The following is a 26,425-nucleotide window of genomic DNA, read 5'->3' as shown; positions in this document are numbered from 1 at the left end:
AATTCAAAAAACAAAAGCCGTCTTGAATAGTATTCAGCCAAGCTATAGGCAGGATTAAGGAGCAACTAACCAAAAACGCCTTAACCGTTGAGCAAATAGCTTGGCTGAAAATCTCAAATTTTCCTTCTCTATAAATTATACTTCAATGACAGCATCAAATATCTCGGCTGTATCCTGTATTGCGAAGTTGTAGTTCGATATTGATTAAAACTGTCGTCATTCAAAGTTTTGGTGTCTAACAGGTTTGTCGCGCTTATTTTATACTCAAACTTGCTGTCTTTCTTTTGGTAAATTAGGCTTGCGTCTAGAAAATCATATTCATTTTCTACAGTCTTGCTGCTGTTGTAATAATGATAGAACTCGTACTCGGCTACAAAAGAAAAGCTATCTAGGAAATAATAATCCAATTTAGCAAAAGGCTTGTCGGTATAGAATTTTGAGCCGGCATAGTCGTTCACCATAAAATTATAGCCTATTTCCAGATTTGGGAGCGACTTGTAATTGGTTGCAGCTTTCAGAGTATAATTCTGCATAAAACTTTCTTGTGTTCTTACGCTTCCGTTTTGGATGTTGTTGAATTTCGACCAGTTTAGGCCCACTCCGGCAGAGGCTTTATAATCTCTAAGAAACGAACGTCCATAAGCTCCATTAGCATTAATTGTCTCGTCAGCCAAGTTAGAGTTATAAGGTGTCAATGTTTGGTTTACATTTTCAAAAACAATCCTGCTTTTTACGGCATCGGTTGCTTTGCTATAGGAAATGTTGGCAAATATATTTTCAAAGTTATACATGTTATACTTGAAATATCTCAAGGAATGTACCTGTGAAGTTGAATTTTCAAGAAATCGGTTTCCGTTGTATAAGCTGCTATATCCAGAAAGTACATTCCCCATTGCTAGATTGTTGATATCTGTAAAAGTATTGGTCAAAGCAAAATTATAGGTAAGTGTTTCCGACTTTTTAATTTGGTACAAGGCGTAAAAATCTGGCAATAATTTAAAGAAATCTTGCTTGTAGCTTGTTCCTAATTGTTCGTTATTCATTTGGTAAGAATGCATGCTAAATCCAGGCGTAAAGGTAAATTTGCCCGTCAGGAACTTATAATGCAATCCGATAAAAGCATCGTTAAAATCATACCTTACTTTATTATTGTTTTCTGGAGCTTCAAGGTCATTTCTCGTCCCATTGTCTAAAATCTGGAAAATGCTCGAGTTAAAATTCTGGTGCGAATTTGTATTTCCTAACGTAACATTAATGTTGCTTTTTGGCGTAAGCATATAGTAATAATCTAACTTGGCATCGAGCTTATTTGTTTTTACGAATCGGCTTTGGCTTAAATCATTCCTATTTTGGTTTTCTACATATCCTGACAAGGCGAAAGGCTGGTTGAGCAGATTTGCATTATAGAAAGGGTCTTCGTCTTGATATAAATGCTGCGCTTCAAAAGCAAAAACATTTTTGTCATCCAACGTATAATAGAGGCTTGCATTTTGGTTTATCGATGTCGGATTTTGCTTTTTAGTCGTATAAATATCTTCAGCAGTCGTAATATCGTTAACGGTATATTCTCGAAGCAAATTGTTATTCTCATCTTGTTTCGACTGTTTCATCAAAACATCGTAATCAAACTGCAGCTTTGTATTTGGCTTGTAGCTCGAGCTGAACTTAAACAATCCGAGATTGCTTTTTTGGTGGGCGATTTCTTCGTTTTGCTGTCTTACTCCTGTCTCTAGAATTGTGCTTCTCGATTTCGTTTCCAAGTCCGTTTCCGATGAAGAAAGGATTGCAAAACCGCTCAAGCTCCATTCTTTAGTAACATTGTAAGAGAAGTTCGTGGCTCCAAACTGTGTCTCGATTTCCTTCGCACGATTATTTCTGAGCATCGCAATTCCTAAGTCGTTCGACGAAACATTGAAAGAGCTTCCTCCTTTTTGCATCATGCCTCTAAAGCCTCCTGTGAACTTAAAATAATCCTGTATGGTCAAAGGCAGTTCTCCGATATTATTAAAATTAGCAATCACGTTGATGCTGTATTTCGGATTATAGTAGAACAATTTCGGATTTACGACATACCGACTATCTTCATGCCCGACTCCAATTCCGGCGTTCATGTCGCCAAACCAAAAGTTCTTTTTGCCGTCTTTCAGCTTGATATTCATCGCGACGTTTTCTTCGTTGTTTTCGAGACCTTTCAGAGCACCAACTTCATTGTAATTTCTCAACACCTGAACTTTATCGACAGCATCGGCTGGAATATTTTTTACTCCTAATTTAGTATCGCCATCAAAAAAGTCTTTTCCTTCTACCATTAATTTTTGGACTTTTTTTCCTTCAACTTCTATCTCACCATCTGCATTTACCTCAACACCTGGAAGCTTTTTTAATACATCTTCTAATTTTCTTTCTGTTCCGGTCTTAAAGGAATCGGCATTATAAACAATCGTATCTCCTTTGATTGAAACGGGCATTTCGTGTACGATCTCAACTTGATCCAAATCTACTCCTTCTTGCAAAACTATGGTCTGGATCATATTTTCTGATTGCGTCACAAGATCAATTTCCTTAGCTTGATAGCCAATATAACTGACCTTTATTTTGTAGGTAGCATTTGGCTTCAGCGACAATAGGAATTTTCCTTTGTCATTCGTAATCGCATAAGAATCCATTGCTTTTGTACCTTGGTTTACAGCCATGACGTTTGCCATTTCCAAACCAACAGCATTTGAATCGGTTATAAGGCCTTCAAATCGTATATTTTGGGAATAACTATAAAGGGACAAGAAAAAAAATGCGAGAAAAAGTATCTTTTTCATTTGAGATAAGTTGTTGGGTGTAAAACTAGTAATTAATTGCCGATCCTGATCTGAATATTTCCTTTGGAATCCTTCATCTGTTCCATCTGTTTTTCGATTAGTATATCATATTCCTTCTTCGTTACTTTTTTCCCGCTTTTTGGCACTTTGATCGTTATTTTATCCTTTGGATTCAATACGATTTTGGAACATAATACTACTGTTGTTGCATCGTTTACTTCCATGATCAACCCAGGAAGTCCCCAATATTCGCCAGGTCCTTGGCTGATTGGAATTTCTGGCGTATACCAAACGGTTATTGTTCTTTCCTTCGGCTCACTTACAGTAAATAGTTGCGTTGCGCCCTCGCTTTTTTTCTTTTTCATTTTTTCATATTCTTCCATATCTTCCTTGGTAACAGGAATTACGGATACGGCTTTGTAGCAGGTATAATTGCCTATTTTTTTTGTCTCGTTCATCAGTTGCCAATTCCAGTTCGGCAACGAATCGGTGATTAGGAATTCTTTTCCGAAGAAATCTTCTTCAGAAAGCATCATCTTACTCTTTATATTTTTATAGATTTTTCCATCGCTTGCCGAAGCAGTTTTGATAACCACTCCTCCTGAAGACGCATCTGGAGCTTCTAGCTTTTGAGGTTCTTCGTAAATAGATTCGGTCTTATTAAAATTCAGCACATAGGTTTTTTCGAAAGCTTTTTTCATTTTTTCTGCAAACATGGCTTTCATATCTGGAGTCATGTTCGGGCCATCAATTTTTATATCGTCTTTGATTATTGTTTTTGACTCATAAGTCGCCTGTCCTTGGAAATCTTGGGCTTTCATTAAACTTGCCGAAAACACCGTTACCATAAACGCTAATGTAACTGTTGACTTTATCATTTTATTTGTTTTTTATGTTAGTAATGGTACAAATTAAACGACAAGAAATCTCTTTTTCAGTTAACCAACGTTAACGATTGTTAACGGTATTTTTTCAATGGAATTTGTTTATACTTTTGAAAAATGAAATCAAAGAATTACAAATACATTTTATTTTTTATTTCGATAACGATCCTTGCCACAATTGGTTTGCAGATTTATTGGAATATAAAAAACTATGCTGAAAACAAACGACGGCTGATTAATGATGTGCAGATTGCGTTTGACAACAGCGTCGAGCATTATTATGCCGAAGATGTAAAAAGTGATTATATGACTTTTATTGGCAACGCTACCTTTAAAGATCCGCATTTTGTGGATAATGTTATTTCTGATTCTGTGTTTATCAATAGTTTTAAGGAGAAGAAAAAAGCAACCCCGACAAAAGAAAGAATAGCAGTCGGAACATTTACTGAAGACAAATCGCCTAAAACGACTACGTTTATTACGATCAAGAATCCGTCTGAAAAGACGAACAAACGAATCTTAAAAGGTTTTCCAGATAGTATGTCTAGTGAGAAAACACTATCTTCAAAGAAAAAAGGAACTCAATTTCAAATAAATACTGACGTTAGCCTGCCTCATAAAACTGAAATAAAAGTCTTGAGCGGAAAACGGGCCATGGATAGTGTTTCAAAAATCCAGAATTTCACCAACAAGATCCTTGTTTCTTTGACGCGCGACTCGATACAGTTCGACAAAGTGGGCAATGCTTTAGATAAGGAATTGGCACGAAAAGGCATTCCTATTCGATATGGAATTCAGCATTTGAAAGCAGATACTGTATTTCAGAATTATAAGATTGATAAAAACAGTGATCTTGCTTTGAGTACGATTTCTAATTCTACATTTCTTCCGCAACATCAGAAATTAAAGTTATTATTCTCGAATCCGGTGCTATTGATCGTGAAGCGAAGTATGGTTGAAATTATTCTTTCGTTGCTGCTTTCGCTTTCAATTATCGGCTGTCTTTTGTATTTGCTCAGAACCATCAACAAACAAAAAAAGGTAGATGAGATCAAAAACGACCTGATCAGCAATATTACACATGAATTCAAGACACCGATTACGACAGTCGCTACTGCTATTGAAGGCATTCGGAATTTTAATGACGTAAATGATCCCGAAAAGACGAAGCGTTATCTTGATATTTCAAACCAGCAATTAAAAAAATTAGAAGTGATGGTCGAGAAACTTTTGGAAACGGCTTCGCTGGATACGGACAAGCTTTTGCTTCATAAAGAATCTGTAAATATTGTTTCTGCCATCAAGACACTTATCGAAAAGCATAAAATGATCAGCCCAGAAAAGACGATTTCTTTCGACACCAACATGGAGCAGCTGATTATAAATATCGATCCTTTCCATTTTGAAAATGCTCTTTCGAATCTCATCGATAATGCTGTCAAATATGGCGGTGCTACTATAAATCTTCACTTGAACTATGTTCAAAACAATCTGGAAATTACGGTCGAAGACAACGGCTCTGGAATAGACAAAAGCCAAAAAGAGAAGATTTTCGACAAGTTTTACAGGATTCCTAAAGGAAACACTCATGACGTGAAAGGTTTCGGTATCGGGCTCTATTATTCCAAAAAGATTGTTGAGAAACATGGAGGAACATTGGAATTGCTTCCTAATCCAGAACTGACCGTATTCAAAATAAAACTATCCGATGTCTAGCAAAACTAAAATAATTCTAGCAGAAGATGAGCCTGCATTGGCCCAGATCATCAAAGAAAGTCTCGAGACCCGAAACTTTGAAGTTGTCTTGTGCAAAAACGGCGAAGAAGCTTTTGATGCCTATACTAAAGAAAAACCAGAACTTTTGGTCTTGGATGTCATGATGCCAAAAAAAGACGGATTTACGCTAGCGAAAGAAATTCGTAAGCTGGACAAAAAAACGCCGATTGTTTTTCTTACCGCAAAATCGCAAACGCAGGATGTTGTGGACGGATTTCAACTTGGGGGTAATGATTACTTAAAAAAGCCTTTCAGCATGGAAGAATTGATTGTCAGGATTCATTCGCTTTTGGGCAGGATCCAGCCTGAAAAGAATGAGGAAGACATTGTTATCGGCAGCTATCTCTTTAATCTGACAAAGCAGACACTGAACCATTCTGGAAACATGCTCTTTCTTACGCATCGTGAAGCTTCGCTACTTCATCTTTTGGTTGAGAACAAAAATGATATCTTAGACCGTTCCCTTGTTTTGAAAAAAATCTGGGGCGATGATGATTTCTTCAACGGTCGAAGCATGGATGTTTTTATTACAAAATTGAGAAAAAAATTAAGCCTCGACCCTAACATTCAAATTATAAATGTTCGGAGTCAAGGCTATAAATTGATTTTATAATTCTTGGAAGTTTCGCAGGCTAATTTCCGATTCTCATTGTTGGTCTTCCACCTCCTTTTTGAAACTGTTCGCGCATTTCCTCCATTTTTTTTATGACAATTTCATCGTATTCTTTTTGGGTAACCACCTTGCCTTTTGACGGCGCCTTGATTTCTGCTTTTTCTTTAGAATTGAGTACGATTTTTGAACAAAGAATTACGGTCTTATCATCGCTTACTTCTAAAATTAATCCTGGAAGTCCCCAATAACCTTCTGGGCCTTGGTTGACAGGAATTTCTGGAGCATACCAAGCGGTAATGTTGATTTCTTTCGGAATTTCGAAATCATCCATGAAGTTAGTTTTCTTTTCCTTTTCCGCTGGTTTCTCTTTTTTAGCTTCTTCTTTCTTAGGCCTAAAATTCCTAAAATCCGATTGACTCACGGGTTTTAACGCCGTTGCCTTATAGCAGGTATAGCCTCCGATTTGTTTGGTCTCGCCTTCCAATTTCCACTCTAGTTTTGGCAATGAATCTTTTACTAAAAATTCCTTTCCCATAAATTCTTTATCAACAGCAAATGTTTTCTCTTTTACATTTTTATAATAAGTGCCACCACCGCCCATCATGGAAGACATCATTCTGAATCCTCCATTATTTTGTCCAGGTGCTTCCAGTTTTTCTTCTTCTTTATAAATAGATGCAGTCTTGTCGAAATTGAGAATAAATGTCTTTTCCAACATTTTTTTCATCCTTTCTTCTATAGACTTCTGCATTTCTGGCGTGATCTCTTTATTACCCGACAGCCTTGACTTCATATCAGCTGTACTTGTTTTAGATTCATAAACCGCCATGCCTTGAAATTGCTGGGTCTGTGAACCTGTCGATGAAGTTCCTTGAAGTTTTTGAGCTTGCAAACTGGAAATTGAAACTAAAAAAACTACAGATAAGAGGTATCTTTTCATAAATCAAGAATTTAATATACAAATATGACGGATTTGGACAATATTTGCTACAAAGCTTTTGTTAAATAATATTTAGCATCAAATAAGACAACATTTAAATATTTTAATTTAGACACGCATCTGAAAGGATATTCGTAAATTGGCACCTATATGAAGAAACTCATTTTTATACTCTTGGCCTTGATTCCCATGCTGGGCTTTTCACAGCAGCCAAGTATTATTCCCTTTTTTTCTAATGCAGAAAAATGGGAAAAAGGGTACTATATCGGCAAGGATAATTTTGGCAATTTCTATTCTATTAATGAAAACGAATTTAAAAAGACGAGTCCTACCCAAGTTTTCTTTTATAAAAATGTCTCTTTAGGAAAAATCCATCAAGTCGACCTGCAAAATCCGCTTCAGTTAGTCTTGTTTTACAAACAGTTTACTACGGCAGTATTATTGGACAATCAGCTGAATGAAACTGTAAAAATCAATTTTTCGGAACTTCCGCAGCCTTTAAATCCAGAAGCTGTGAGCTTGGCTTCTCAAAACAGACTTTGGGTTTATGATATTCTTTCACAAAAACTAGGATTGTTTGATGTCCAGAAAAGTACTTTTCAATCCATAACGCCACCGTTTAAAGAAAACTTGAAATTTTACCAATCGGATTACAATTATTTTTATTGGATCGACACCAAGCAGAATTTATATGTGTCGAATCTCTTTGGAAAGGTCAATTTTCTTGGGCAAGTTCCAGAATACAGCCAAGCGCAGGTCGTATCCCCAAAGCAGATTTTACTCAAAAACGATAACGGATTGTTTCTCTATAATTTAGAAGACCAGTCCTTATTGCCGATAACTTTAAATGAAAAAAGCTTTATCCGTTTTTCATTTAAAGACCAAATTTTATCTATTTTTACCGAAAACGAAATCAGTCAATATAAAATTACATTACCATAATGCACATAGCAGTAGCAGGGAATATCGGGGCAGGAAAAACAACGCTGACGAGATTGTTAGCAAAACATTTTAAATGGGAACCGCATTTTGAAGACGTCGTAGACAATCCATATCTGGATGATTTTTACCATCAGATGGAACGTTGGTCGTTTAACCTTCAGATTTATTTCTTGAATAGCCGTTTCAGGCAGGTGCTCCAAATACGCGAAAGCGGCAAGAACATCATCCAAGACCGAACGATTTATGAAGACGCGCATATTTTTGCGCCCAACCTTCACGCTATGGGGTTGATGACAAATCGCGATTTCAATAATTATAAATCGCTTTTTGAATTGATGGAATCTTTGGTTGAAGGTCCGGATTTGCTGATTTACTTGAGAAGTTCCATTCCGAATTTGGTGAATCAAATCCATAAGAGAGGAAGGGAATATGAAAATTCAATTTCTATCGATTACCTCAGCCGTCTGAATGAAAGATACGAGGCTTGGATCCAAAGCTACACGAATGGAAAGCTTTTGATTATTGATGTAGACAATATCAATTTCGTGGACAACCCAGAGGATTTAGGTGCCATCATTAACAGAATCAATGCCGAGATCAACGGATTGTTTTAAGCTTACTAAACAATACAAAAAAAGCCTTCCAAATTGGAAGGCTTTTTTTGTATCCTGAACACTTTATTTCTTTTTAAAAGCTTCGAGTTTCGCATTGACTTCAGCTTCAGTTCCTTCAAAAACTTCAACCGATTCAGCAGAATCTGTAACAGTCGTAACAGTAGCTTTTACTTTTCCGTCTGCGCTTTTTACTGATTCTATTCTGATTTCTTTAGTCGATTGTTTTACTTCAGGCGCTGGCGCTTCAACAACAACTTCAACCGCTTCTACTTCTTGAACTACCGCTTTTGCATCATGCCCTCCTAAAATTGGAGCGATTACCAAACCGATAAGGCAAGTCAATTTAATCAAGATGTTCATAGACGGCCCAGAAGTATCTTTAAATGGATCGCCGACCGTATCACCCGTTACAGCTGCTTTGTGGGCATCAGAGCCTTTGTATGTCATTTCTCCATTGATCATAACACCTGCCTCAAAAGATTTTTTAGCATTGTCCCAAGCACCTCCAGCATTGTTTTGGAAAACAGCCCAAAGTACGCCTGAAACAGTAACTCCTGCCATATAACCTCCAAGCATTTCTGCAATCAGCTGATTGTTTTCTGGATAGACTAGTTTTCCTAAAAGAACGATAGCAATTGGGAATCCAATCGTCAATATTCCAGGAAGCATCATTTCTCTCAAGGCTGCTTTTGTAGAAATGTCTACGCATTTTGCATATTCTGGTTTTCCTGTACCTTCCATAATGCCAGGAATTTCACGGAACTGTCTTCTTACTTCGTATACCATGTCCATAGCTGCCTTCCCGACAGAATTCATAGCCAAAGCCGAGAATACTACAGGAATCATACCTCCTATAAAAAGCATCGCTAATACAGGAGCTTTGAAAATATTGATTCCATCAATGCCTGTAAAAGTCACATAAGCTGCAAACAAGGCTAATGAAGTCAAGGCTGCAGAAGCAATAGCAAAACCTTTTCCGGTTGCTGCTGTCGTATTTCCTACAGAATCCAAAATATCGGTACGCTGACGCACTTCTTTAGGCAATTCGCTCATTTCGGCAATACCTCCGGCATTATCTGAAATCGGACCAAAAGCATCGATTGCTAACTGCATTGCTGTTGTAGCCATCATCGCAGAAGCTGCCAAAGCCACTCCGTAGAAACCTGCGAAAGCATAAGAAGCCCAAATTGCAGAAGCGAACAACAATACGGTCGGGAAGGTTGAAATCATACCTGTTGCCAAACCAGCAATGATATTTGTTCCAGCTCCGGTACTTGATTTTTGAACGATTGCCAAGATTGGTTTTTTACCTAATCCGGTATAATATTCCGTAACAGAAGAAATTACAGCTCCTACAAATAATCCGACCAATGTCGCATAAAAAACTCTCATCGAAGAGATGTCCATATAGCCTTCCCCGTAAAATTTCATTTTCATTGTTGCAGGCAACATCCAGGTCACCAAAACATAACATGCAACTGCTGTCAAACCGATAGAAACCCAGTTTCCAACGTTTAGCGCTCCTTGAACTTGGGCTTCTTTTGCATCATTACTGCTGATCTTAACCAGCATAGTTCCGATGATTGAGATGATAATCCCTACACCAGCAATTGCCATCGGCAAAAGAATCGGACCGATTCCCCCAAAAGCATCAGCAATACTTCCGCCCATATCTTTAATCACATAATTTCCTAAAACCATTGCCGCCAAGACAGTTGCTACATACGACCCGAACAAATCGGCTCCCATACCTGCAACGTCTCCAACGTTATCTCCAACGTTATCTGCAATTGTAGCAGGATTACGTGGATCATCTTCTGGAATACCAGCTTCTACTTTTCCAACTAAATCGGCTCCAACGTCGGCTGCTTTTGTATAAATTCCGCCACCCACACGTGCAAACAAAGCAATCGATTCAGCTCCAAGAGAGAATCCTGCCAATGTTTCCAAAAGGATGGTCATTAATTCGTTAGCTGTTCTTGTTTCTCCATTGTAAAGTCCTTCAACCCACTGTCCGTTCATGAAGAAATGGAAAAAGAAGATAAAAAATGCGGTCAGTCCTAAAACGGCAAGACCTGCAACGCCAAGACCCATTACTGTTCCGCCTCCAAATGAAACTTTCAGTGCTTGCGGCAGGCTTGTACGCGCTGCTTGGGTTGTTCTGACGTTTGTTTTTGTAGCAATCTTCATCCCCATGTTTCCTGCCAATGCAGAAAATACGGCTCCGAAGACAAAAGCAATCACGATAGATAAGTGTGTGGTTGCTCCAGGTAAAAATGTAATTGCTGCTAATGCGATACTAGCACCAATAACGAATAAGGTTAATAATTTGTATTCTGCTTTAAGAAAGGCCAAAGCTCCCTCGTAGATGTATTCTGAAATTTCTTTCATCTTTCCATCTCCCGGATCTTGTTTTAAAACCCAAGATCTTTTAATTACCATAAAAAGAAGTCCGACTACTGCAAGTATTGCCGGTACGTAAATCATTATTGACTCCATAAAAAGTTTGTTGGTTTTGGTTAATAAGTTGTAAATGTAACGAAACCAACATAAATAAAAAAGCAATATTCTGTATTGAATATTGCTTTTTTAATAATTTTTTAGGATTTTGATTATCTAATGCTAAATAACTCTTCTGGCCTATTTTCTAAAGATTCGAAACGATCTACACATTGCTCGATAATTTCTTTTGCTTCGTTTACATCACCCCATCCTTCTACATCAACTTTTTTCTGCTCTAAATCTTTGTATACTTGGAAGAAATGCTCAATTTCTTTTAGCAAGTGAGGATTCATATCGGTCAAATCATTCAACTTGTTCCAAATCGGGTCAGAAACTGGTACACAGATAATTTTCTCGTCTGGTCCTTTTTCATCTGCCATGTGGAAAACGCCGATCGGCTTCACTTCCATCACGCAACCTGGGAAAGTAGGCTCGGTTACCAAAACCAATACATCTAGCGGATCGCCGTCTAATGCTAAAGTTTCTGGAATGAATCCGTAATCTGCAGGATACATCATAGAAGAGAAAAGCATTCTGTCGTAGCGTATTTTTCTCAGTTTGAAATCGTATTCGTATTTATTTCTGCTTCCTTTTGGTATCTCAATCAATACGTCAAAAGATTTTTGCTTAGCTGCACTCATATTCTAATTTGTTTCTATATACTAATTTAGCGGGTGCAAAAGTAAGCATTAAGAAACATTGAAACAATAAAAACTCGCACAAACAATCTAAAAATAAAGATTTCTTAAAAATAGAAACCGAAAGATGCTTTTACGGCAAATTTATTGGCATCAGGGAGGTTCAAGTAGCTTCCTCTCCAAGCAAAATCAATTCGCAAGACTTTGAATATATTGCCTACTCCTGCATGGTATTCCCAATATAAATCATCAGGTGCTGTGTAAGGAATTGCTGTTTGGGCATTTATGGCTCTATTTTCGTCAGAGATTGTTCCATAGACTCCTTTTATACCGATAATTTCCCTCCAGTTTAGCTTGCGAAGGAAAGGAACTCTGGCAAACAATCTTCCGTTGAAATTATGCTCAAAATGAAGCGAGACATATTCGTCGGCCATAAATTCGTAGTAATTCATTAGATTGTAGGTATTATCGATTATGAAAAAAGACTGGTTACCTGGCACAACGCCCATCAAACCAAGAGGTACAGCTCCGAAGATTTTACCGGCTTCAAACGTGGTAAAAAGCCTTCCGAAACCGCCTACCAAAACAGGCTGTCTGTAATAGAATTGTACTTTTTCGTAATCGAAATCACTTCCGAAAAGTCCTTTGACTCCTTGACTAAAGCTAAGGAAGAGTCTTGCATAATTTGAATCGACATTCGTACGTTCTACTCCAAAACCGATAGGTCTTCTTCCAGGCATGTAATCGATCGAAGCATTAAATTCATACTGTTTCACTTCGCTTTCAATAACTCCTTGCGGATTTTCCAAGGTCGGCAAAACTTTATAATAATCTAGACTAAATGTATTTGGAGAAGCAGATTTTAAAGTCCTATAAGACACTCCTGCTTGGAACACCAGATTTTTCAGAGGCTCTATTTCTGCCGAAAAGTTAGTCAAATTGACCGAAGTCAGCTTACTGTTATCTCCGCTGGCAAAAAGTGAAGAGGAAGCAAAGCTTCTTCCCAGAAGATCATTCGATGTTGTAAGGCTGACCCCTATTTGTTCTATATCACGCCTATTTCCTCCGGATATGATAAATCGGTTTTTCTTGTTCAAAAGCACTTTTCCAGAAATACCGTATTTGAATTGGTTGTCGTCGAATCCATAAGCAGTATAGGCTTGTATACGCCACGGATCATTAGGCCCGAAATAAGTCCTTCCTCCTGTCCTAATTCGGATTCCTTCTACGTCGTTATATCCGAAGGTCGAAAATATGGGCCCATAGTCAAAATTATCCATTTCGATATAGCCACTGCCCAGTATGGAGACGAGATTATAAAGCCGCTTAAACTTCTTGACCGTCTTTAGCGTATCCAGCATTTTATAGACTCCCTTTTCGTCCTTGTTTAAACTTTCAAAGCGATTCTCGTTCCAAAATTCGTCTGATTTAGCATAAATTTCAGGGTCATAGGAATTGACATCCTGCTTATAGAATTTGTCGTCTTTTTTGATATCAAATTTGTGATTCTTGAAGAGCGTGGTTCTTTTTCCGTAGACACCTCTGGATTTATCTTTTTTAGAGAAAGCGAAATCAGACATCATATGATCTCTAGTCAGTAAAAAGACAGAATCATTTAGTACTTCGAATTCTTGCTCGATATAAATCTCCTTGACCCAGTTGATATTAGCACCACGGCTTGCCGTAAGGTTTATTTTCTTAATCGCGAAGGTCGTATCGTTTACCCAAAAATCTCCTTTGAAGGTAAGCTCGTTTTTCCTTCTTGGGTAAAACACGATATTATAGCACCATTTGTTATCTATGTAAGTACTATCATGCAGTACATAATTATAAACATTGATTCCCGTTCTGGAAAGCGGACTCACAAAATCTTTGTCGAAAAATTTAAGGTAATTATCGTAAATATCGTAGTCAGCATAAAGGTCCTTTATAAAAGCAATTAACTGCTGATTATTGCTGAATCCTGAGTTTTTATTCGCTTTGGCGACTTCCTTTATCCTACCTGTTGTGTTATCCCCATATACTTGGCTTAACGCTTCGTTTATAAAAATCGGCAAATACGATTTTCCCGTTACGTCAGAAGTATCGACTTGTTCAAAAACAAATTCCATTCCTCTGAAAAGCTTGCTTTTCATCAAGGCGCTATCAATCGTGTTTAGGTCAAATTCAACTTTTTCATACTTATCGTACTCGTATTGCTTGAACTGGCGCAATCCGTTTTTCTTCTTGCGTTCCCATATTTTTCGTAGGATATCTATCGCAGGATTGTTCTTTTTTGAAGTTTTTCCGGTATAGATTACAACTTCGTTCAGCATTTTACCAGCGCCCAGATTAACTTCCATATTATAGGTAACCGGCTTTTCCAAACGAATTTCTTTTGGTTCCATCCCCACAAACGACACCACGATAGCATTCTGGGTTGTTTTGGATTCTAAATAAAACTTGCCTTCTTCATTGGTAATGATACCTTCGGTGGTTCCTTTAAAAACGACATTCGCATAAGGAAGTGGCTGCTTGAATTCATCATAAACGATACCGCTTACTTTGGTCTGGGCAGCAAGAAAGTTTATAAATAAAAAGAAAAAGCTTAGGCTTACAAAAATTTTCTTGTTCATATTTTATTGCAAAAAAAAACTTCATCAAAATTATTCTGATGAAGTTTCAAATATAGTTAATTTGAGTGTTTGATTTCTTGATATTTAGATTTTTTGATTATTCGAAAAATCTGACATCTAAAAGAGCTCAAAAACTTATTTATACATTACTTTTTTTACAGCTTTGATAACATCGGCAGCATTTGGCAACCACTCTTTTAAAAGTGTTGGTGAGTAAGGCGCTGGAGTATCAGCTGTCGTGATTCTTTGGATAGGTGCATCTAGATAATCAAAAGCTCTTTCTTGAACGATATAGGTGATTTCTGAAGCAACGCTGGCAAACGGCCAAGCTTCTTCTAAAACAACTAATCTGTTGGTTTTTTTCACAGATTTCAAGATAGTTTCATGATCCATCGGACGAACGGTTCTCAAGTCGACAATTTCACAAGAGATTCCTTCTTTTTGTAATTCTTCTGCCGCAGCATATGCCTCTTTGATGATTTTACCAAAAGAAACGATAGTCACATCAGTACCTTCTCTTTTGATATCGGCTACGCCAAGCGGAATTGTATATTCTCCTTCAGGAACTTCACCTTTATCTCCGTACATCTGCTCTGATTCCATGAAGATAACCGGATCGTTGTCACGAATAGCCGATTTCAACAATCCTTTTGCATCGTATACGCTAGATGGAACTACCACTTTTAATCCAGGTGTATTGGCAAACCAGTTTTCAAAAGCTTGCGAGTGCGTTGCTCCCAATTGTCCTGCAGAAGCCGTCGGCCCTCTAAAAACCATTGGCATTGGGAACTGTCCTGCAGACATCTGGCGCATCTTTGCCGCATTGTTAATGATCTGATCGATACCAACCAATGAAAAGTTGAAGGTCATGAATTCTACAATCGGACGGTTGCCGTTCATAGCAGAACCTACTGCAATACCTGCAAAACCAAGCTCAGCAATCGGAGTATCGATTACTCTTTTTGGTCCAAATTCGTCCAACATTCCTTTTGAGGCTTTGTAAGCACCGTTATACTCGGCTACTTCTTCACCCATTAAATATATAGATTCATCACGACGCATCTCTTCGCTCATCGCCTCGCAGATTGCTTCTCTAAATTGGATTGTTCTCATATTATGTTTTATTATCTTCTAAAAATTGAAAGGCAAAAATAATTATTTTAAACAACTAAATCGAATAAATTATAATTAATAAGTTCTTAATTATTGTTTTTGAACGGGCAGATTTCAACGAAAACGATATAGCCCCAGCCTTCCCGAAGAAACGAAGTGATTGCTAGCTTAGTTTAAACACACAACAACTAGACAACCATAACTTCAATAAGAAAACACTTAAAACAATAAATACACAATAAAACATCCCTAAAAATAAAATATGTTAAAAAATAACACTAAATAATTATCAATATAAAAAAATTCTATATTTGGTTAACCAATTTATCTAGAAATCGACTTTTAGATAAAAAGAAAACACAAAATTTTAACCAAAAACCGCAACCACTATGCATGTCAAATACTTTTTTACAACCCTCTGCGCACTCCTATTGAACACCGTCCTACATTCACAAACCTATGTCACTACCGACACCAGCCTGCAAACGCAAGTTAATGCCGCTGCGCCAGGAACTACATTTATAATTCCAAACGGAACTTATGCTGACTTTTATTGCAGCTTTACCAAAATTGCAACTGCAGAAAATCCAATTACTATCAAAGCGGCAACGGTAGGTGGCGTTACTTTTACTAGCGATTCTCATTTTGTTTTTAAGAAATCAGCCCATATTACACTGGAAGGATTTGTCTTCAATTGCCAAAGCAATAACACTTTAGTCAAGCTTGAAGCCTCAAACAATATCAGAATTACACGGAATGTCTTCGAACTCACGACAACAAATTCTATAAAATGGCTTGTCGTTGCAGGCTATTACAACGATTATACTTTCCAATTTCTAAGCCACCACAACAGGATCGACCACAATATCTTTAAAAACAAGACTACCGCAGGCAATTACATTACTATTGACGGCACTTATAATCAAGATCAGACCGTGAATCAGCAGTCGCAATACGACCGAATTGACCACAATTACTTCTACAACAATGGTCCTAGACTTGAAAATGAAAAAGAAGCTATTCGAATCGGAAACAGCCAATTATGTAATTCGAGCGGTTTTACTACCGTAGAATTTAACCTGTTTGAGGAATGCGATGGAGATCCCGAAATTGTTTCGGTCAAATCATGCGACAACATTGTACGACACAATACATTCAACAGAAATTACGGTTCATTGACCTTGCGTCAAGGCAACCGGAATATTGCTGAAGGGAATTATTTTTTTGGCGGAGGCAAACCTAACGGCATGTTTGGAACAACACCAATATACACTGGAGGAATTCGAGCTTATGGTGCCGACCATGTGATCAAAAACAACTATTTGGAAGGACTTCAAGGAACGCTTTTCGACGCACCGATTGCACTCACGCAAGGCGATGCAAGAACCGGAATCGACACTGACTTTAGCTTGCACTTTAGAGGAGAACGAATAACAGTCGCTTATAATACGCTAGTCAACAACGCCTACGGAATTCAGATTGGCTACGCAAAATCAAACGGCTCTTATAATATCAAACTTGAAGACATTACCATAGCAAACAATCTGGTAACAGGCTCGCAAAACAGTCTAGTCAAAATATTTAACGACCAGCTCGGAGAAGTAACTTGGCTCAATAACATTTTATATCCAACCGGAAGCGCACAATTAATCGAAGGAGGGCCAGCTTTTACGACGAGCCAAGCTGTAGTCCAAAATCCGAATCTTGCTATTAACGGAGGAATATGGAAATCTACCAGCTCGTCTCCTACTATTGGCAATGCCGTCCCAACGCTAAATATCAACGAAGACATCGACGGCCAGGCAAGACCTTCGACAAGCAATGCCGGAGCAGATCATTATAGTACTGCAGCAGCGGTTTATCTTCCTGTGACTATTAATGACGTCGGTCCGAATGCTTATGAAGAAGCACTTTCAGTAGACAAACAAGAAACCCTGAAAGCAATCATCTATCCTAATCCAACAAAAAGAAATTTTGAAATCAGCCTTGATTCACAAGAAGAAACTACTGTAGCGATATACGACGTACATTCTCGATTAATTTCTGAAGAAACTTATATTCCTATTTCTGGAACGATTAAAATAAGCTTAGAAAAGCAGCCAGCAGGATTGTACTTTGCCAAAATAAAAACAGCAAATAAATCAGGAATTTATAAAATCATGAAACAGTAATATTGGTTAACCAAATTATAATATCGAAAGCAAAAGCCACACTACACTGTGGCTTTATTTTTTCTAATGAAAAACCAAACATAAGCCAGAGCCAAGAAAGTCGTTCCGGCACTCAAATACATTATCATCGGAATTTTAGCAATTACATCTTGGTATATCCAGCCTGCAAATAAAGCTCCAAGGCCAATCCCAGCTTCAAGAGCAATATACATCGTAGCCATAGCCTTACCTCGATGCTCAGGATAGCTCATATCGACCGTCCATGCATTTAAAGCAGGCGAAACAATTCCCGTTGCGATTCCATACAAAGCCGCTCCCGTCAGAAGGCCAGCGATAGAATCAGAAAAAGCGACAACAATCAAGGAAATAATTAAGATTCCCAGCCCTATACTCATCGGTTTCAGGCGTCCGTACTTGTCTGAAGCTTTTCCGGCACCAAAACGAATCAGCAACGACGTAATCGTGAAAACCATAAAAAACATCCCTTTGTTGGCAATTCCCAGAAACTGACTCCAATCCGGAATCAGCGTCAAGATTACCCCATAAGCCATATAAGACAGGAAAGTAACGACTGCCGCTGGCAATACTTCTTTAGCAATGATATCTTTTCGTGAAATCTTCAAAACATGAAGGCTAAAACGGTGTTTGTGCTGCAAGGTCTCCTTCATGTTCATTAAAATAATGATAGACAAAAGCGCAAAGGCAGAAGATGCGTAAAACAACATGTCCATTGAAAAGTGCAATTTGATCGTACTTCCGATAGCCGGACCGATAGCCATTCCCGTACTAAAGCAAAGCCCATGGATGCCCAAAGCTTCGCCCCAGCGCTCTCGCGGAATGATATCGGCAACATAAGCCGCAGTTGCCGTGGGTTTAAAACCCGTAGAAAATCCGTGAACCAATCTCAAGAATAAAAATCCTGAAACAGTTCCCAATACCGGATAAAGAATACCACAGACAAAACACACGATAGAACCCACCGCCATTACCGGAACTCTTCCCAAAGTATCTGTCAGCCTTCCGCTGAACGGACGAGAAATTCCTGCAGTTAATGTAAAAAGCGCAATAATCAATCCTTTGTATTCCGCACCGCCCATACTGCTCAAGTATTCTGGCAATTCTGGAATCAGCATATTAAAACTTGCAGAAAACAACAAGGAGCTTAAGCATACTAATCCGAAATGAACATTATATATAGGATTAGGCTTTTGGGCAGAGGTATTCATTGGGAACTTTTAAAAGCGCAAAGATACCAAACTTAAACGCAGTTACTATCGATATAACTTTTCAATTTTCTCACAATATTCTCAAATCCACAACGAAAACGAAAAAGTTCTAAAGATATTATCAAAATATTATGCATGCATAGTTTTTTATTTCAATTATAATGTTTAATTTCGGAGCCTAAATATCAACACTATAATTTTATATAAAATGAAAATATTAGTTTGCATCAGTCACGTTCCTGATACTACTTCAAAAATCAACTTTACGAATGGCGATTCAGAATTTGACACAAACGGAGTACAATTTGTAATCAATCCTAACGATGAATTCGGCTTGACAAGAGCAATCTGGTTCCAAGAGCAGCAAGGCGCTAATGTTACTGTAGTCAACGTTGGAGGCCCAGAAACAGAAGCAACTTTAAGAAAAGCATTAGCAATCGGAGCTAACGAAGCTATCCGTGTGAATGCGAATCCAACTGACGGTTTCTTTGTTGCCAAACAATTAGCAGAAGTAATCAAAAGTGGCAACTATGATTTGGTAATTGCTGGAAAAGAATCTCTAGATTATAACGGAGGAATGGTTCCAGGAATGATTGCGGGATTGACAAACTCAAATTTCGTAAACTCATGCATCAACTTGACTGTTGACGGAAACAACGTAAAAGCAGTTCGTGAAATCGATGGAGGAAAAGAAACTGTTGCTACGACATTGCCATTAATCATTGGTGGACAAAAAGGCTTGGTAGAAGAAAAAGACTTGCGTATTCCAAACATGAGAGGAATCATGACAGCAAGAACAAAAGCCTTGACCATTCTTGAGCCGGTTGCAGCTGATTCTAACACAAAAGCGGTAAAATTTGAAAAACCAGCTCCAAAATCAGCGGTAAAACTAATCAGCCCAGACAACTTAGACGAGCTTATCAACCTATTGCATAACGAAGCAAAAGTTATATAATTTGAGATTTTAGATTTCAGATTTTAGTTGTAAAAACAGTAAAATTAAAAAATAACGATTTAAGATTTGCTTTCATAAATCATAAATCACAAATCATAAAGTATCATGTCAATATTAATATACGCAGAATCTGCAGAAGGAAAATTCAAGAAAGTTGCTTTCGAATTGGCTTCATACGGTAAAAAAGTAGCAGAATCTTTAGGAACAACTGTTACAGCCGTTACAATCAATGCTGGCGATGTTTCTGAACTATCAAAATACGGAGTAGACAAAGTCTTAAAAGTAAATGATGATAAATTATCAAAATTTACTGCTAAAGCTTATGCTGATGTGATCAAGCAAGCTGCCCAAAAAGAAAACACAAAAGTAATCCTGCTTTCTTCAACAACAGACAGCCTTTATTTGGCTCCGCTTGTTGCCGTTTCGCTTAATGCAGGTTATGCTTCAAACGTAGTAGGATTGCCGGTGAGTACTTCTCCTTTCCAAGTAAAAAGAAATGCTTTTTCAAATAAAGCATTCAATATTACAGAAATCAACACAGAAGTAAAAGTCTTAGGATTGGCTAAAAACTCATATGGCGTATTTGAAAGTGCTTCTTCATTGACTCAAGAAGATTTCTCGCCATCAATTGGTGACGCTGACTTCGGAGTAAAAGTAGAAAACGTTGAAAAAGTAACTGGAAAAGTAACTATTGCCGATGCAGAAGTTGTAGTTTCTGGAGGAAGAGGCCTAAAAGGACCTGAAAACTGGGGAATGCTGGAAGATCTTGCTGCTGTTTTAGGAGCTGCTACCGCTTGTTCAAAACCAGTTTCAGATTTAGGATGGAGACCTCATAGCGAGCACGTTGGACAAACAGGAAAACCTGTAGCTACAAACCTTTATATTGCTATTGGTATTTCTGGTGCTATCCAGCATATCGCGGGAATCAACTCTTCAAAAGTAAAAGTTGTTATCAATCAAGATCCAGATGCGCCGTTCTTTAAAGTAGCCGATTATGGCGTTGTTGGAGATGCATTTGAAATCGTTCCAAAACTGACAGAAAAATTAAAAGAATTCAAGGCGAATAATTCGTAAATAATTTTTTAAATTGTGCCCATATTAGGGCTATCTAAATTTAGATAGGAATATCCGAGTTTAGATAGCCCTTTTTCATTTTTTTAAAGCTTTTTACAATCACTAAAAGCCATTCATTTTAGAAAACAACAAAAAACAAACATAGACCTTAATAATGAGTTTAGTAAAACTAACCATAAAAGGAATTTCATACAGCCAAACACAGAATGGCGCCTATGCGCTGATTTTAAATGAAGTGGACGGAGAGCGAAAACTACCGATTGTTATTGGTGCTTTTGAGGCTCAATCAATTGCTATTGCCTTAGAAAAAGAAATAAAACCGCCAAGGCCGCTGACTCATGACTTATTCAAAAATTTCGCTGAAAGATTTGATATTGTCGTCAAGCAGGTAATCATCCACAAGCTCGTCGACGGCGTTTTTTATTCCAGTATTATTTGCGAAAGAGATAAAATTGAGGAAATCATCGATGCCCGAACTTCAGACGCCATAGCTTTGGCACTGCGTTTCAGCGCTCCGATTTTCACTTACAAAAACATTTTGGACAAAGCTGGAATTTTCTTGAAAACGAATCCGCAAGAAACCGAAAACCAAAGCCAAGAATTAGACGATGTGCTTTCAAACCCCGAAACCTTTGGAATGGAAGAATCGAACGAAGCGGGAGAAGCATACACCAAATTCAGCTTATCAGAACTTCACGAACAGCTAGAAACAGCCGTCCAGAATGAAGATTATGAAAAAGCCGCGAAAATTCGAGACGAAATTAGCAAAAGAGAATCTTAAATAATTTCGCAAAGAACCCAGTAAAACTCAAGCCTAAAGTCAGAAAAGATGCAACAATATTTAGACCTAGTAAAACACGTTCTTGAAACAGGAACGCAAAAAGGAGACAGAACCGGAACTGGAACAAAAAGTGTTTTTGGCTACCAGATGCGTTTTGATTTAGCCGAAGGCTTTCCTATGGTTACTACCAAAAAATTGCATCTCAAGTCTATTGTCCACGAATTATTGTGGTTTTTAAAAGGCGAAACCAATATTGCTTACCTAAAAGAAAACGGAGTAAAAATCTGGGATGATTGGGCAAACGAAGATGGAGAGCTAGGACCTGTTTACGGGCACCAATGGCGAAACTGGAACAGCGAAGAAATCGACCAAATTACTGAGTTGATTGAAATCTTAAAAACAAATCCGAATAGCAGGAGAATGCTAGTTTCAGCATGGAACCCTTCTGTTTTGCCAGATACTTCAAAATCTTTCGCAGAAAATGTAGCCAACGGAAAAGTTGCGCTTCCGCCGTGCCATGCTTTTTTCCAATTTTATGTAGCCGACGGAAAATTATCCTGCCAATTATACCAAAGAAGCGCTGATATCTTTTTGGGCGTTCCGTTCAACATTGCTTCTTACGCACTGTTGACCTTGATGATTGCACAAGTGTGTGATTTGAAACCAGGAGACTTCATCCATACTTTTGGTGATGCGCACATTTACAACAATCACATCGAACAATTAGAGTTACAGCTTTCCCGCGACCCGAAACCGCTTCCAAAAATGATTCTAAATCCGGAAGTCAAAAATATTTTCGACTTTAAATTCGAAGATTTTACTTTGGAAGGTTATGAACCGCACCCACACATCAAAGGCGCAGTTGCTGTTTAAAATTAATTCCTATTTTTTCATGAAATCGACTCTACTTTCAGCATTATTTCTAATGATGCCTGTTTTTCTATTGGCCCAAAACGGAAACGATAAAAAGATATTTTTAGATTCTTTGGAACGTTCAACGGACAAAGAAGATTATAAATATTTTAAAATCGTAAAAAATTACAATATCCCGAGCGAGACCTATGATGTAAAAAATTATTACCGCTCCGGAAAATTATACGGCGAAGGAAAAACTGTCGATAGTCTTGGCTTTAACAAAATAGGCAAATTCACCACCTATTATGAAAACGGCAACAAGAAAAGCGAAGGAAGCTATAATAAATCAACTCCAACCGGCCCTCACAAAACTTGGCATGAAAACGGAAAATTGGAAATGGATGGCGAATATTTTGAAACCGAAAAATCAGTCGGCAATTTAAGAATCAACCAATTTTATGATGCCAAGGGAAAACAGACCGTCAAAGATGGAAATGGAACTTATGAAGACGAATCTTACGGAGCAAAATTTAGCGGCGCAATAAAAAATGGCCTGAAAGAAGGCGATTGGAAAGGTAGCAACCCAGAAGCTAAAACTTCATTTGTAGAAATTTATGAAGGTGGAAACTTTGTTTCTGGCGAAACTACTGACGCAGACCATAAAAAATATCCGTACACAAAAATCATAGAAACTCCCCAACCTTATAAAGGAATACAAGATTTCTATAAGTTTGTCTCTAAAAATTATAATCCCGGAAGAATAAACGGTACGCTTAAAGGCAAGATAATGCTAAGTTTTGTAATTGAAAAAGACGGTTCCGTTGCCGACATAAAGGTGGTGAAAAGTCTAGACGAAAAATTAGACCGCGAAGGAATTCGCGTTGTAAAAGCGTATAAAGATTGGAAACCAGGGAAAGTTCGAGGAATATTTGCCCGAGTTTCTTTCGCTCTTCCGATTGCGCTCAGCTTTGAATAATAAAACATTCTTTCCACACCCTATTTTTTAATTTTAAAAATAAATCCTATCTTTAAAATCAAATTTCTATTGTATGGAAAATAACCAACACGAACTCTACGAATATGCCCGCGGCAGGATGAAGCAGAAAAAGCGCTTGTATTTTCACTTTGTCTTATTTTTTGTCGGAAGCATTTTTTTCGTCATCATTCACAGAGTTTTAGACCTTGATATCTATCCTGGCTCGAATTGGGATGTATGGGCCATACTCATTTGGGCATTTATTTTTATTCTTCACTTTATCCGCGTGTTTATTACCGACAGCTTCATGAATAAAAACTGGGAAAGAGCCCAAATTGACAAGCTTGTCGCCAAACAAGAACGAAAAATACAGCAATTGCAGTCTAAAGTGGACAATAATACCCAATCTTAAAATACGCAATCCTAATGATTACTATAATTGCTGCTGCCGCAGAGAATAATGCTTTAGGCAAAGACAACAACCTACTTTGGCATTTGCCAGACGATTTCAAAAGATTTAAAGAAATTACTTCAGGACATTATATCATCATGGGAAGAAAAACGTTTGAAAGCTTCCCGAAACCATTACCCAACCGTACACATGTCATCATAACCCGTCAAAAAGGATACAATCCTGCCGGATGCATTGTGGTCGACAGTATGGAAAACGCCATCGAAGCCTGCCCTAAAGAGGAAGATGTGTTTATCATTGGAGGCGGCGAGATTTACAACTTGGGAATGCCTTTCACAGATATTATCGAACTTACGAGAGTCCACGAATCTTTTGAGGCCGATGCTTTTTTCCCAGAAATAGATAGAAATGAATGGGAACTGATTTCGGAAGAATACCATCCTACCGATGAAAAACATTTAGTTGATTTCAGCTACCAGACTTACGCCAGAAAATAGCAAAAAAAACATCCTGAAAAAAATTTCAGGATGTCTAGTTAAACTTTCAATAGGTTCTCTAGAAAATAGCTTATTCTATAGACAGTATCTGATAACTTAAAATAAATATTAGTGCCGCCATCAAAACTCCAGAGATGAAGATAATGACATTGGCAAATTTTCGAGAATACATCTCAAAAAAGCCTTTAATACCAAATACCACAAAGGTACTAAAAACGAAAAAAACTAAAATTTCCAAAAACAAATTTAACCCTAAGAACGTTTGTGGCACCCCAATTTCAGCGTCATTCCTAAAAACTCCGCCGTTGATACTGTTCACAAGAAAAAATGAGATAGCTAGTGCCAGTAGTATCCATTTCAGTTCCGCTATTAATAGTCTTGAAAACATGCTATTGAATTTAATTGTTTAACATAGTGTAAAATTGCACAATATATAAATGCGGCACAATCGCCTAATTCTGGTAAATTTTTATCTAACCTAATTTAGTGACCTTTTGTTCATTTGTTTTTGCAATACCCTAAACGCATATCGAACGATGTTTTTGTAATCGCATAAGAATAGTTTATCTTTGCGCAAACTATTGAAAATGTCAGAGAATATCACTCCCTATAAAGATTCATCGTTAGGAAAAAAAGAACAGGTTGAACAAATGTTTGACACGATTTCTGGAAAATATGATGGATTGAACCGCGTCATCTCTTTTGGTATTGATATCAAATGGCGTAAAAAAGTATTGAAAATCGTAGCTGCAAAAAAGCCAGATACAATTCTAGATATTGCCACAGGAACTGGAGATTTGGCCATTTTACTTTCTCAGACCAATGCTACAAAAATTATCGGCCTTGATATTTCGGCCGGAATGCTGGAGGTAGGGAGAAAAAAAATCGCAGCAAAAAACCTTTCTGGCAAAATCGAAATGATTCAGGCAGATTCAGAAAACATGCCTTTTGAAGACAATTCCTTCGATGCTATCACCGTTGCTTTCGGAGTGCGAAATTTTGAGCATCTCGAAAAAGGACTTTCAGAAATCCTGCGTGTCTTGAAACCAGACGGAGTTTTTGTTATTTTAGAAACTTCAAATCCGACAAAATCACCTTATAAGCAGTTCTATAATTTCTACACAAAAAACATTCTCCCATTAATAGGAAAGCTATTCTCTAAAGACAATGCCGCCTATGGCTATCTATCAGAATCAGCCTCAGTTTTTCCTTATGGAGAAGCCTTGAACAATATTTTGAGAAAAATTGGGTTTATAGAAGTTGCAGATCAGCCACAAACTTTTGGAGTTGCAACAATTTATTCTGCATCTAAGAAATAAGTATGAAAAAAATATTTGCCATTCTTCTTCTATCCCTATCACTGAATAGCCAAGCGCAGTTCGGCACCAACCTATTCAGCAAGGATCCGATTATCAATTTGGAAAACTGGGATAAGCAGCGCGTCCACTGGGGATATTTCCTTGGATTTAACGCTTATGATTTCAAATTTGACTATAAAGAGCCTGGAAAAGACATCCAAGTAAAAGGAACTACCGGTTTCAATGTAGGGCTTATTGGAAACTTAAGACTGCATGAACATATCGACCTACGATTTGAACCAGGACTATATTATACTCAGAGGGATTTGCTTTTCCCTGGCTTTGCCAATGAAAGCGATGCCTTGAGACAAGTAAAATCAACGTATATCCATTTCCCCTTGCTAGTGAAATTTTCTGCTTTACGAACAGGAAATGTCCGTCCTTTCTTAGTTGGCGGTGTTTCAACTTCTCTAAACTTAGGAAGTAATTCGAAATCTAAAGAGGATAACGTGAACAACCGATTCCGAATGAAGCAATGGACAAATAACTACGAATTAGGATTTGGTGTGGACTTATACTTAGAGTACTTTAAGTTTTCTCCTTCTATTAGAGGTGTTTTCGGACTAAATGACGAGTTAATCCGTGACAACGACCCAAACAGTCCTTGGACAAGCAACATCGAAGCGATGAGAACCAGAGGCGTTTTCGTGAATTTTACTTTCCAATAAAA

The 26,425-nt window shown here is 37.7% G+C and carries 23 protein-coding genes; 14 read left to right on the top strand and 9 right to left on the bottom strand.

Features of this window, described 5'->3' with window-relative positions:
- Positions 1 to 128: 128 nt before the first annotated feature.
- Both GGR22_RS09625 and GGR22_RS09620 read right to left on the bottom strand, forming a co-directional pair.
- On the bottom strand, positions 129 to 2,813 hold the full coding sequence (locus tag GGR22_RS09625) for a carboxypeptidase-like regulatory domain-containing protein (RefSeq protein WP_182493436.1): 2,685 nt from the start codon (positions 2,811 to 2,813) through the stop codon (positions 129 to 131).
- 32 nt (positions 2,814 to 2,845) lie between these two features.
- The gene (locus tag GGR22_RS09620) at positions 2,846 to 3,691 is read right to left on the bottom strand and encodes a GLPGLI family protein (protein WP_246336934.1); all 846 of its coding nucleotides are present in this window, start codon (positions 3,689 to 3,691) and stop codon (positions 2,846 to 2,848) included.
- A gap of 123 nt (positions 3,692 to 3,814) precedes the next feature.
- Here GGR22_RS09620 and GGR22_RS09615 point away from each other — a divergent pair, with 123 nt between their 5' ends.
- Both GGR22_RS09615 and GGR22_RS09610 read left to right on the top strand, forming a co-directional pair.
- Entirely contained in the window at positions 3,815 to 5,413 is a 1,599-nt protein-coding gene (locus GGR22_RS09615; protein WP_182493435.1) for a sensor histidine kinase, read from the top strand.
- On the top strand, positions 5,406 to 6,086 hold the full coding sequence (locus tag GGR22_RS09610; protein WP_121376109.1) for a response regulator transcription factor: 681 nt from the start codon (positions 5,406 to 5,408) through the stop codon (positions 6,084 to 6,086). The genes GGR22_RS09615 and GGR22_RS09610 overlap by 8 nt, the downstream gene beginning before the upstream one ends.
- A gap of 19 nt (positions 6,087 to 6,105) precedes the next feature.
- Here the strand turns inward: GGR22_RS09610 and GGR22_RS09605 are convergent, their stop codons facing one another.
- Entirely contained in the window at positions 6,106 to 7,026 is a 921-nt protein-coding gene (locus tag GGR22_RS09605) for a GLPGLI family protein (protein ID WP_182493434.1), read from the bottom strand.
- Between the two features lie 150 nt (positions 7,027 to 7,176).
- Here GGR22_RS09605 and GGR22_RS09600 point away from each other — a divergent pair, with 150 nt between their 5' ends.
- Complete coding sequence (locus tag GGR22_RS09600; protein WP_182493433.1) at positions 7,177 to 7,968, top strand: hypothetical protein; 792 nt, start codon at positions 7,177 to 7,179, stop codon at positions 7,966 to 7,968.
- Positions 7,968 to 8,582, top strand: a complete 615-nt coding sequence (locus tag GGR22_RS09595) for a deoxynucleoside kinase (RefSeq protein WP_121376106.1) — start codon at positions 7,968 to 7,970, stop codon at positions 8,580 to 8,582. Before GGR22_RS09600 ends, GGR22_RS09595 begins: the two co-directional genes overlap by 1 nt.
- Before the next feature lie 63 nt (positions 8,583 to 8,645).
- Here the strand turns inward: GGR22_RS09595 and GGR22_RS09590 are convergent, their stop codons facing one another.
- The 4 genes from GGR22_RS09590 to GGR22_RS09575 all read right to left on the bottom strand — a co-directional run bounded on the left by GGR22_RS09590 (position 8,646) and on the right by GGR22_RS09575 (position 15,450).
- Positions 8,646 to 11,081 carry a sodium-translocating pyrophosphatase gene (locus tag GGR22_RS09590; RefSeq protein ID WP_182493432.1) on the bottom strand — a complete coding sequence of 812 codons (2,436 nt, stop codon included), beginning with the start codon at positions 11,079 to 11,081 and terminating at the stop codon, positions 8,646 to 8,648.
- Positions 11,082 to 11,194: 113 nt separating this feature from the next.
- A complete protein-coding gene (locus GGR22_RS09585; RefSeq protein ID WP_121376104.1) occupies positions 11,195 to 11,725 on the bottom strand; it encodes an inorganic diphosphatase in 531 nt (176 codons plus the stop codon).
- A gap of 104 nt (positions 11,726 to 11,829) precedes the next feature.
- Positions 11,830 to 14,337, bottom strand: a complete 2,508-nt coding sequence (locus GGR22_RS09580; protein WP_182493431.1) for a DUF5686 and carboxypeptidase-like regulatory domain-containing protein — start codon at positions 14,335 to 14,337, stop codon at positions 11,830 to 11,832.
- A 135-nt stretch (positions 14,338 to 14,472) separates the two neighbouring features.
- Positions 14,473 to 15,450, bottom strand: coding sequence for a pyruvate dehydrogenase complex E1 component subunit beta (locus tag GGR22_RS09575; protein WP_121376102.1), 978 nt, complete (start codon positions 15,448 to 15,450; stop codon positions 14,473 to 14,475).
- 389 nt (positions 15,451 to 15,839) lie between these two features.
- Here GGR22_RS09575 and GGR22_RS09570 point away from each other — a divergent pair, with 389 nt between their 5' ends.
- Positions 15,840 to 17,621, top strand: coding sequence for a chondroitinase-B domain-containing protein (locus tag GGR22_RS09570; RefSeq protein WP_182493430.1), 1,782 nt, complete (start codon positions 15,840 to 15,842; stop codon positions 17,619 to 17,621).
- Positions 17,622 to 17,662: 41 nt separating this feature from the next.
- On the opposite strand, the gene GGR22_RS09565 is transcribed toward GGR22_RS09570, so the two are convergent.
- On the bottom strand, positions 17,663 to 18,847 hold the full coding sequence (locus GGR22_RS09565) for an MFS transporter (RefSeq protein ID WP_182493429.1): 1,185 nt from the start codon (positions 18,845 to 18,847) through the stop codon (positions 17,663 to 17,665).
- Between the two features lie 208 nt (positions 18,848 to 19,055).
- On the opposite strand from GGR22_RS09565, the gene GGR22_RS09560 reads away from it, so the two are divergent.
- The 7 genes from GGR22_RS09560 (at position 19,056) to GGR22_RS09530 (ending at position 24,397) form a co-directional block, all read left to right on the top strand.
- Complete coding sequence (locus GGR22_RS09560; RefSeq protein WP_182493428.1) at positions 19,056 to 19,802, top strand: electron transfer flavoprotein subunit beta/FixA family protein; 747 nt, start codon at positions 19,056 to 19,058, stop codon at positions 19,800 to 19,802.
- Positions 19,803 to 19,907: 105 nt separating this feature from the next.
- On the top strand, positions 19,908 to 20,876 hold the full coding sequence (locus GGR22_RS09555; RefSeq protein ID WP_182493427.1) for an electron transfer flavoprotein subunit alpha/FixB family protein: 969 nt from the start codon (positions 19,908 to 19,910) through the stop codon (positions 20,874 to 20,876).
- Between the two features lie 154 nt (positions 20,877 to 21,030).
- The gene (locus GGR22_RS09550) at positions 21,031 to 21,657 is read left to right on the top strand and encodes a bifunctional nuclease family protein (RefSeq protein WP_121376097.1); all 627 of its coding nucleotides are present in this window, start codon (positions 21,031 to 21,033) and stop codon (positions 21,655 to 21,657) included.
- Between the two features lie 48 nt (positions 21,658 to 21,705).
- The gene (locus GGR22_RS09545) at positions 21,706 to 22,530 is read left to right on the top strand and encodes a thymidylate synthase (RefSeq protein ID WP_121376096.1); all 825 of its coding nucleotides are present in this window, start codon (positions 21,706 to 21,708) and stop codon (positions 22,528 to 22,530) included.
- A gap of 19 nt (positions 22,531 to 22,549) precedes the next feature.
- Entirely contained in the window at positions 22,550 to 23,488 is a 939-nt protein-coding gene (locus GGR22_RS09540) for an energy transducer TonB (protein ID WP_182493426.1), read from the top strand.
- A gap of 73 nt (positions 23,489 to 23,561) precedes the next feature.
- On the top strand, positions 23,562 to 23,900 hold the full coding sequence (locus tag GGR22_RS09535; protein WP_121376094.1) for a 2TM domain-containing protein: 339 nt from the start codon (positions 23,562 to 23,564) through the stop codon (positions 23,898 to 23,900).
- A 14-nt stretch (positions 23,901 to 23,914) separates the two neighbouring features.
- A complete protein-coding gene (locus GGR22_RS09530) occupies positions 23,915 to 24,397 on the top strand; it encodes a dihydrofolate reductase (protein ID WP_121376093.1) in 483 nt (160 codons plus the stop codon).
- 70 nt (positions 24,398 to 24,467) lie between these two features.
- Here GGR22_RS09530 and GGR22_RS09525 read toward each other — a convergent pair whose 3' ends face one another.
- Positions 24,468 to 24,785 carry a hypothetical protein gene (locus GGR22_RS09525; protein ID WP_220477633.1) on the bottom strand — a complete coding sequence of 106 codons (318 nt, stop codon included), beginning with the start codon at positions 24,783 to 24,785 and terminating at the stop codon, positions 24,468 to 24,470.
- A gap of 199 nt (positions 24,786 to 24,984) precedes the next feature.
- Here GGR22_RS09525 and ubiE point away from each other — a divergent pair, with 199 nt between their 5' ends.
- Both ubiE and porT read left to right on the top strand, forming a co-directional pair.
- On the top strand, positions 24,985 to 25,716 hold the full coding sequence (gene ubiE / locus GGR22_RS09520; RefSeq protein WP_182493425.1) for a bifunctional demethylmenaquinone methyltransferase/2-methoxy-6-polyprenyl-1,4-benzoquinol methylase UbiE: 732 nt from the start codon (positions 24,985 to 24,987) through the stop codon (positions 25,714 to 25,716).
- A gap of 2 nt (positions 25,717 to 25,718) precedes the next feature.
- Positions 25,719 to 26,423 (top strand): type IX secretion/gliding motility protein PorT/SprT, encoded by a 705-nt coding sequence (gene porT / locus GGR22_RS09515; protein WP_121376091.1) that lies wholly within the window; start codon positions 25,719 to 25,721, stop codon positions 26,421 to 26,423.
- The last annotated feature ends 2 nt before the right edge of the window (positions 26,424 to 26,425 follow it).

The organism is Flavobacterium gossypii (genome assembly GCF_014138495.1).
GTDB classification, from domain to species: Bacteria; Bacteroidota; Bacteroidia; order Flavobacteriales; family Flavobacteriaceae; genus Flavobacterium; species Flavobacterium endophyticum.
This window is presented reverse-complemented; position numbering and strand designations above follow the sequence as displayed.

Excerpts from the sequence above, each read along its gene's own strand:
- GGR22_RS09625 (WP_182493436.1), bottom strand. The coding sequence starts at position 2,813 with ATGAAAAAGATACTTTTTCTCGCATTTTTTTTCTTGTCCCTTTATAGT.
- GGR22_RS09620 (WP_246336934.1), bottom strand. The coding sequence starts at position 3,691 with ATGATAAAGTCAACAGTTACATTAGCGTTTATGGTAACGGTGTTTTCG.
- GGR22_RS09615 (WP_182493435.1), top strand. The coding sequence starts at position 3,815 with ATGAAATCAAAGAATTACAAATACATTTTATTTTTTATTTCGATAACG.
- GGR22_RS09610 (WP_121376109.1), top strand. The coding sequence starts at position 5,406 with ATGTCTAGCAAAACTAAAATAATTCTAGCAGAAGATGAGCCTGCATTG.
- GGR22_RS09605 (WP_182493434.1), bottom strand. The coding sequence starts at position 7,026 with ATGAAAAGATACCTCTTATCTGTAGTTTTTTTAGTTTCAATTTCCAGT.
- GGR22_RS09600 (WP_182493433.1), top strand. The coding sequence starts at position 7,177 with ATGAAGAAACTCATTTTTATACTCTTGGCCTTGATTCCCATGCTGGGC.
- GGR22_RS09595 (WP_121376106.1), top strand. The coding sequence starts at position 7,968 with ATGCACATAGCAGTAGCAGGGAATATCGGGGCAGGAAAAACAACGCTG.
- GGR22_RS09590 (WP_182493432.1), bottom strand. The coding sequence starts at position 11,081 with ATGGAGTCAATAATGATTTACGTACCGGCAATACTTGCAGTAGTCGGA.
- GGR22_RS09585 (WP_121376104.1), bottom strand. The coding sequence starts at position 11,725 with ATGAGTGCAGCTAAGCAAAAATCTTTTGACGTATTGATTGAGATACCA.
- GGR22_RS09580 (WP_182493431.1), bottom strand. The coding sequence starts at position 14,337 with ATGAACAAGAAAATTTTTGTAAGCCTAAGCTTTTTCTTTTTATTTATA.
- GGR22_RS09575 (WP_121376102.1), bottom strand. The coding sequence starts at position 15,450 with ATGAGAACAATCCAATTTAGAGAAGCAATCTGCGAGGCGATGAGCGAA.
- GGR22_RS09570 (WP_182493430.1), top strand. The coding sequence starts at position 15,840 with ATGCATGTCAAATACTTTTTTACAACCCTCTGCGCACTCCTATTGAAC.
- GGR22_RS09565 (WP_182493429.1), bottom strand. The coding sequence starts at position 18,847 with ATGAATACCTCTGCCCAAAAGCCTAATCCTATATATAATGTTCATTTC.
- GGR22_RS09560 (WP_182493428.1), top strand. The coding sequence starts at position 19,056 with ATGAAAATATTAGTTTGCATCAGTCACGTTCCTGATACTACTTCAAAA.
- GGR22_RS09555 (WP_182493427.1), top strand. The coding sequence starts at position 19,908 with ATGTCAATATTAATATACGCAGAATCTGCAGAAGGAAAATTCAAGAAA.
- GGR22_RS09550 (WP_121376097.1), top strand. The coding sequence starts at position 21,031 with ATGAGTTTAGTAAAACTAACCATAAAAGGAATTTCATACAGCCAAACA.
- GGR22_RS09545 (WP_121376096.1), top strand. The coding sequence starts at position 21,706 with ATGCAACAATATTTAGACCTAGTAAAACACGTTCTTGAAACAGGAACG.
- GGR22_RS09540 (WP_182493426.1), top strand. The coding sequence starts at position 22,550 with ATGAAATCGACTCTACTTTCAGCATTATTTCTAATGATGCCTGTTTTT.
- GGR22_RS09535 (WP_121376094.1), top strand. The coding sequence starts at position 23,562 with ATGGAAAATAACCAACACGAACTCTACGAATATGCCCGCGGCAGGATG.
- GGR22_RS09530 (WP_121376093.1), top strand. The coding sequence starts at position 23,915 with ATGATTACTATAATTGCTGCTGCCGCAGAGAATAATGCTTTAGGCAAA.
- GGR22_RS09525 (WP_220477633.1), bottom strand. The coding sequence starts at position 24,785 with ATGTTTTCAAGACTATTAATAGCGGAACTGAAATGGATACTACTGGCA.
- ubiE (WP_182493425.1), top strand. The coding sequence starts at position 24,985 with ATGTCAGAGAATATCACTCCCTATAAAGATTCATCGTTAGGAAAAAAA.
- porT (WP_121376091.1), top strand. The coding sequence starts at position 25,719 with ATGAAAAAAATATTTGCCATTCTTCTTCTATCCCTATCACTGAATAGC.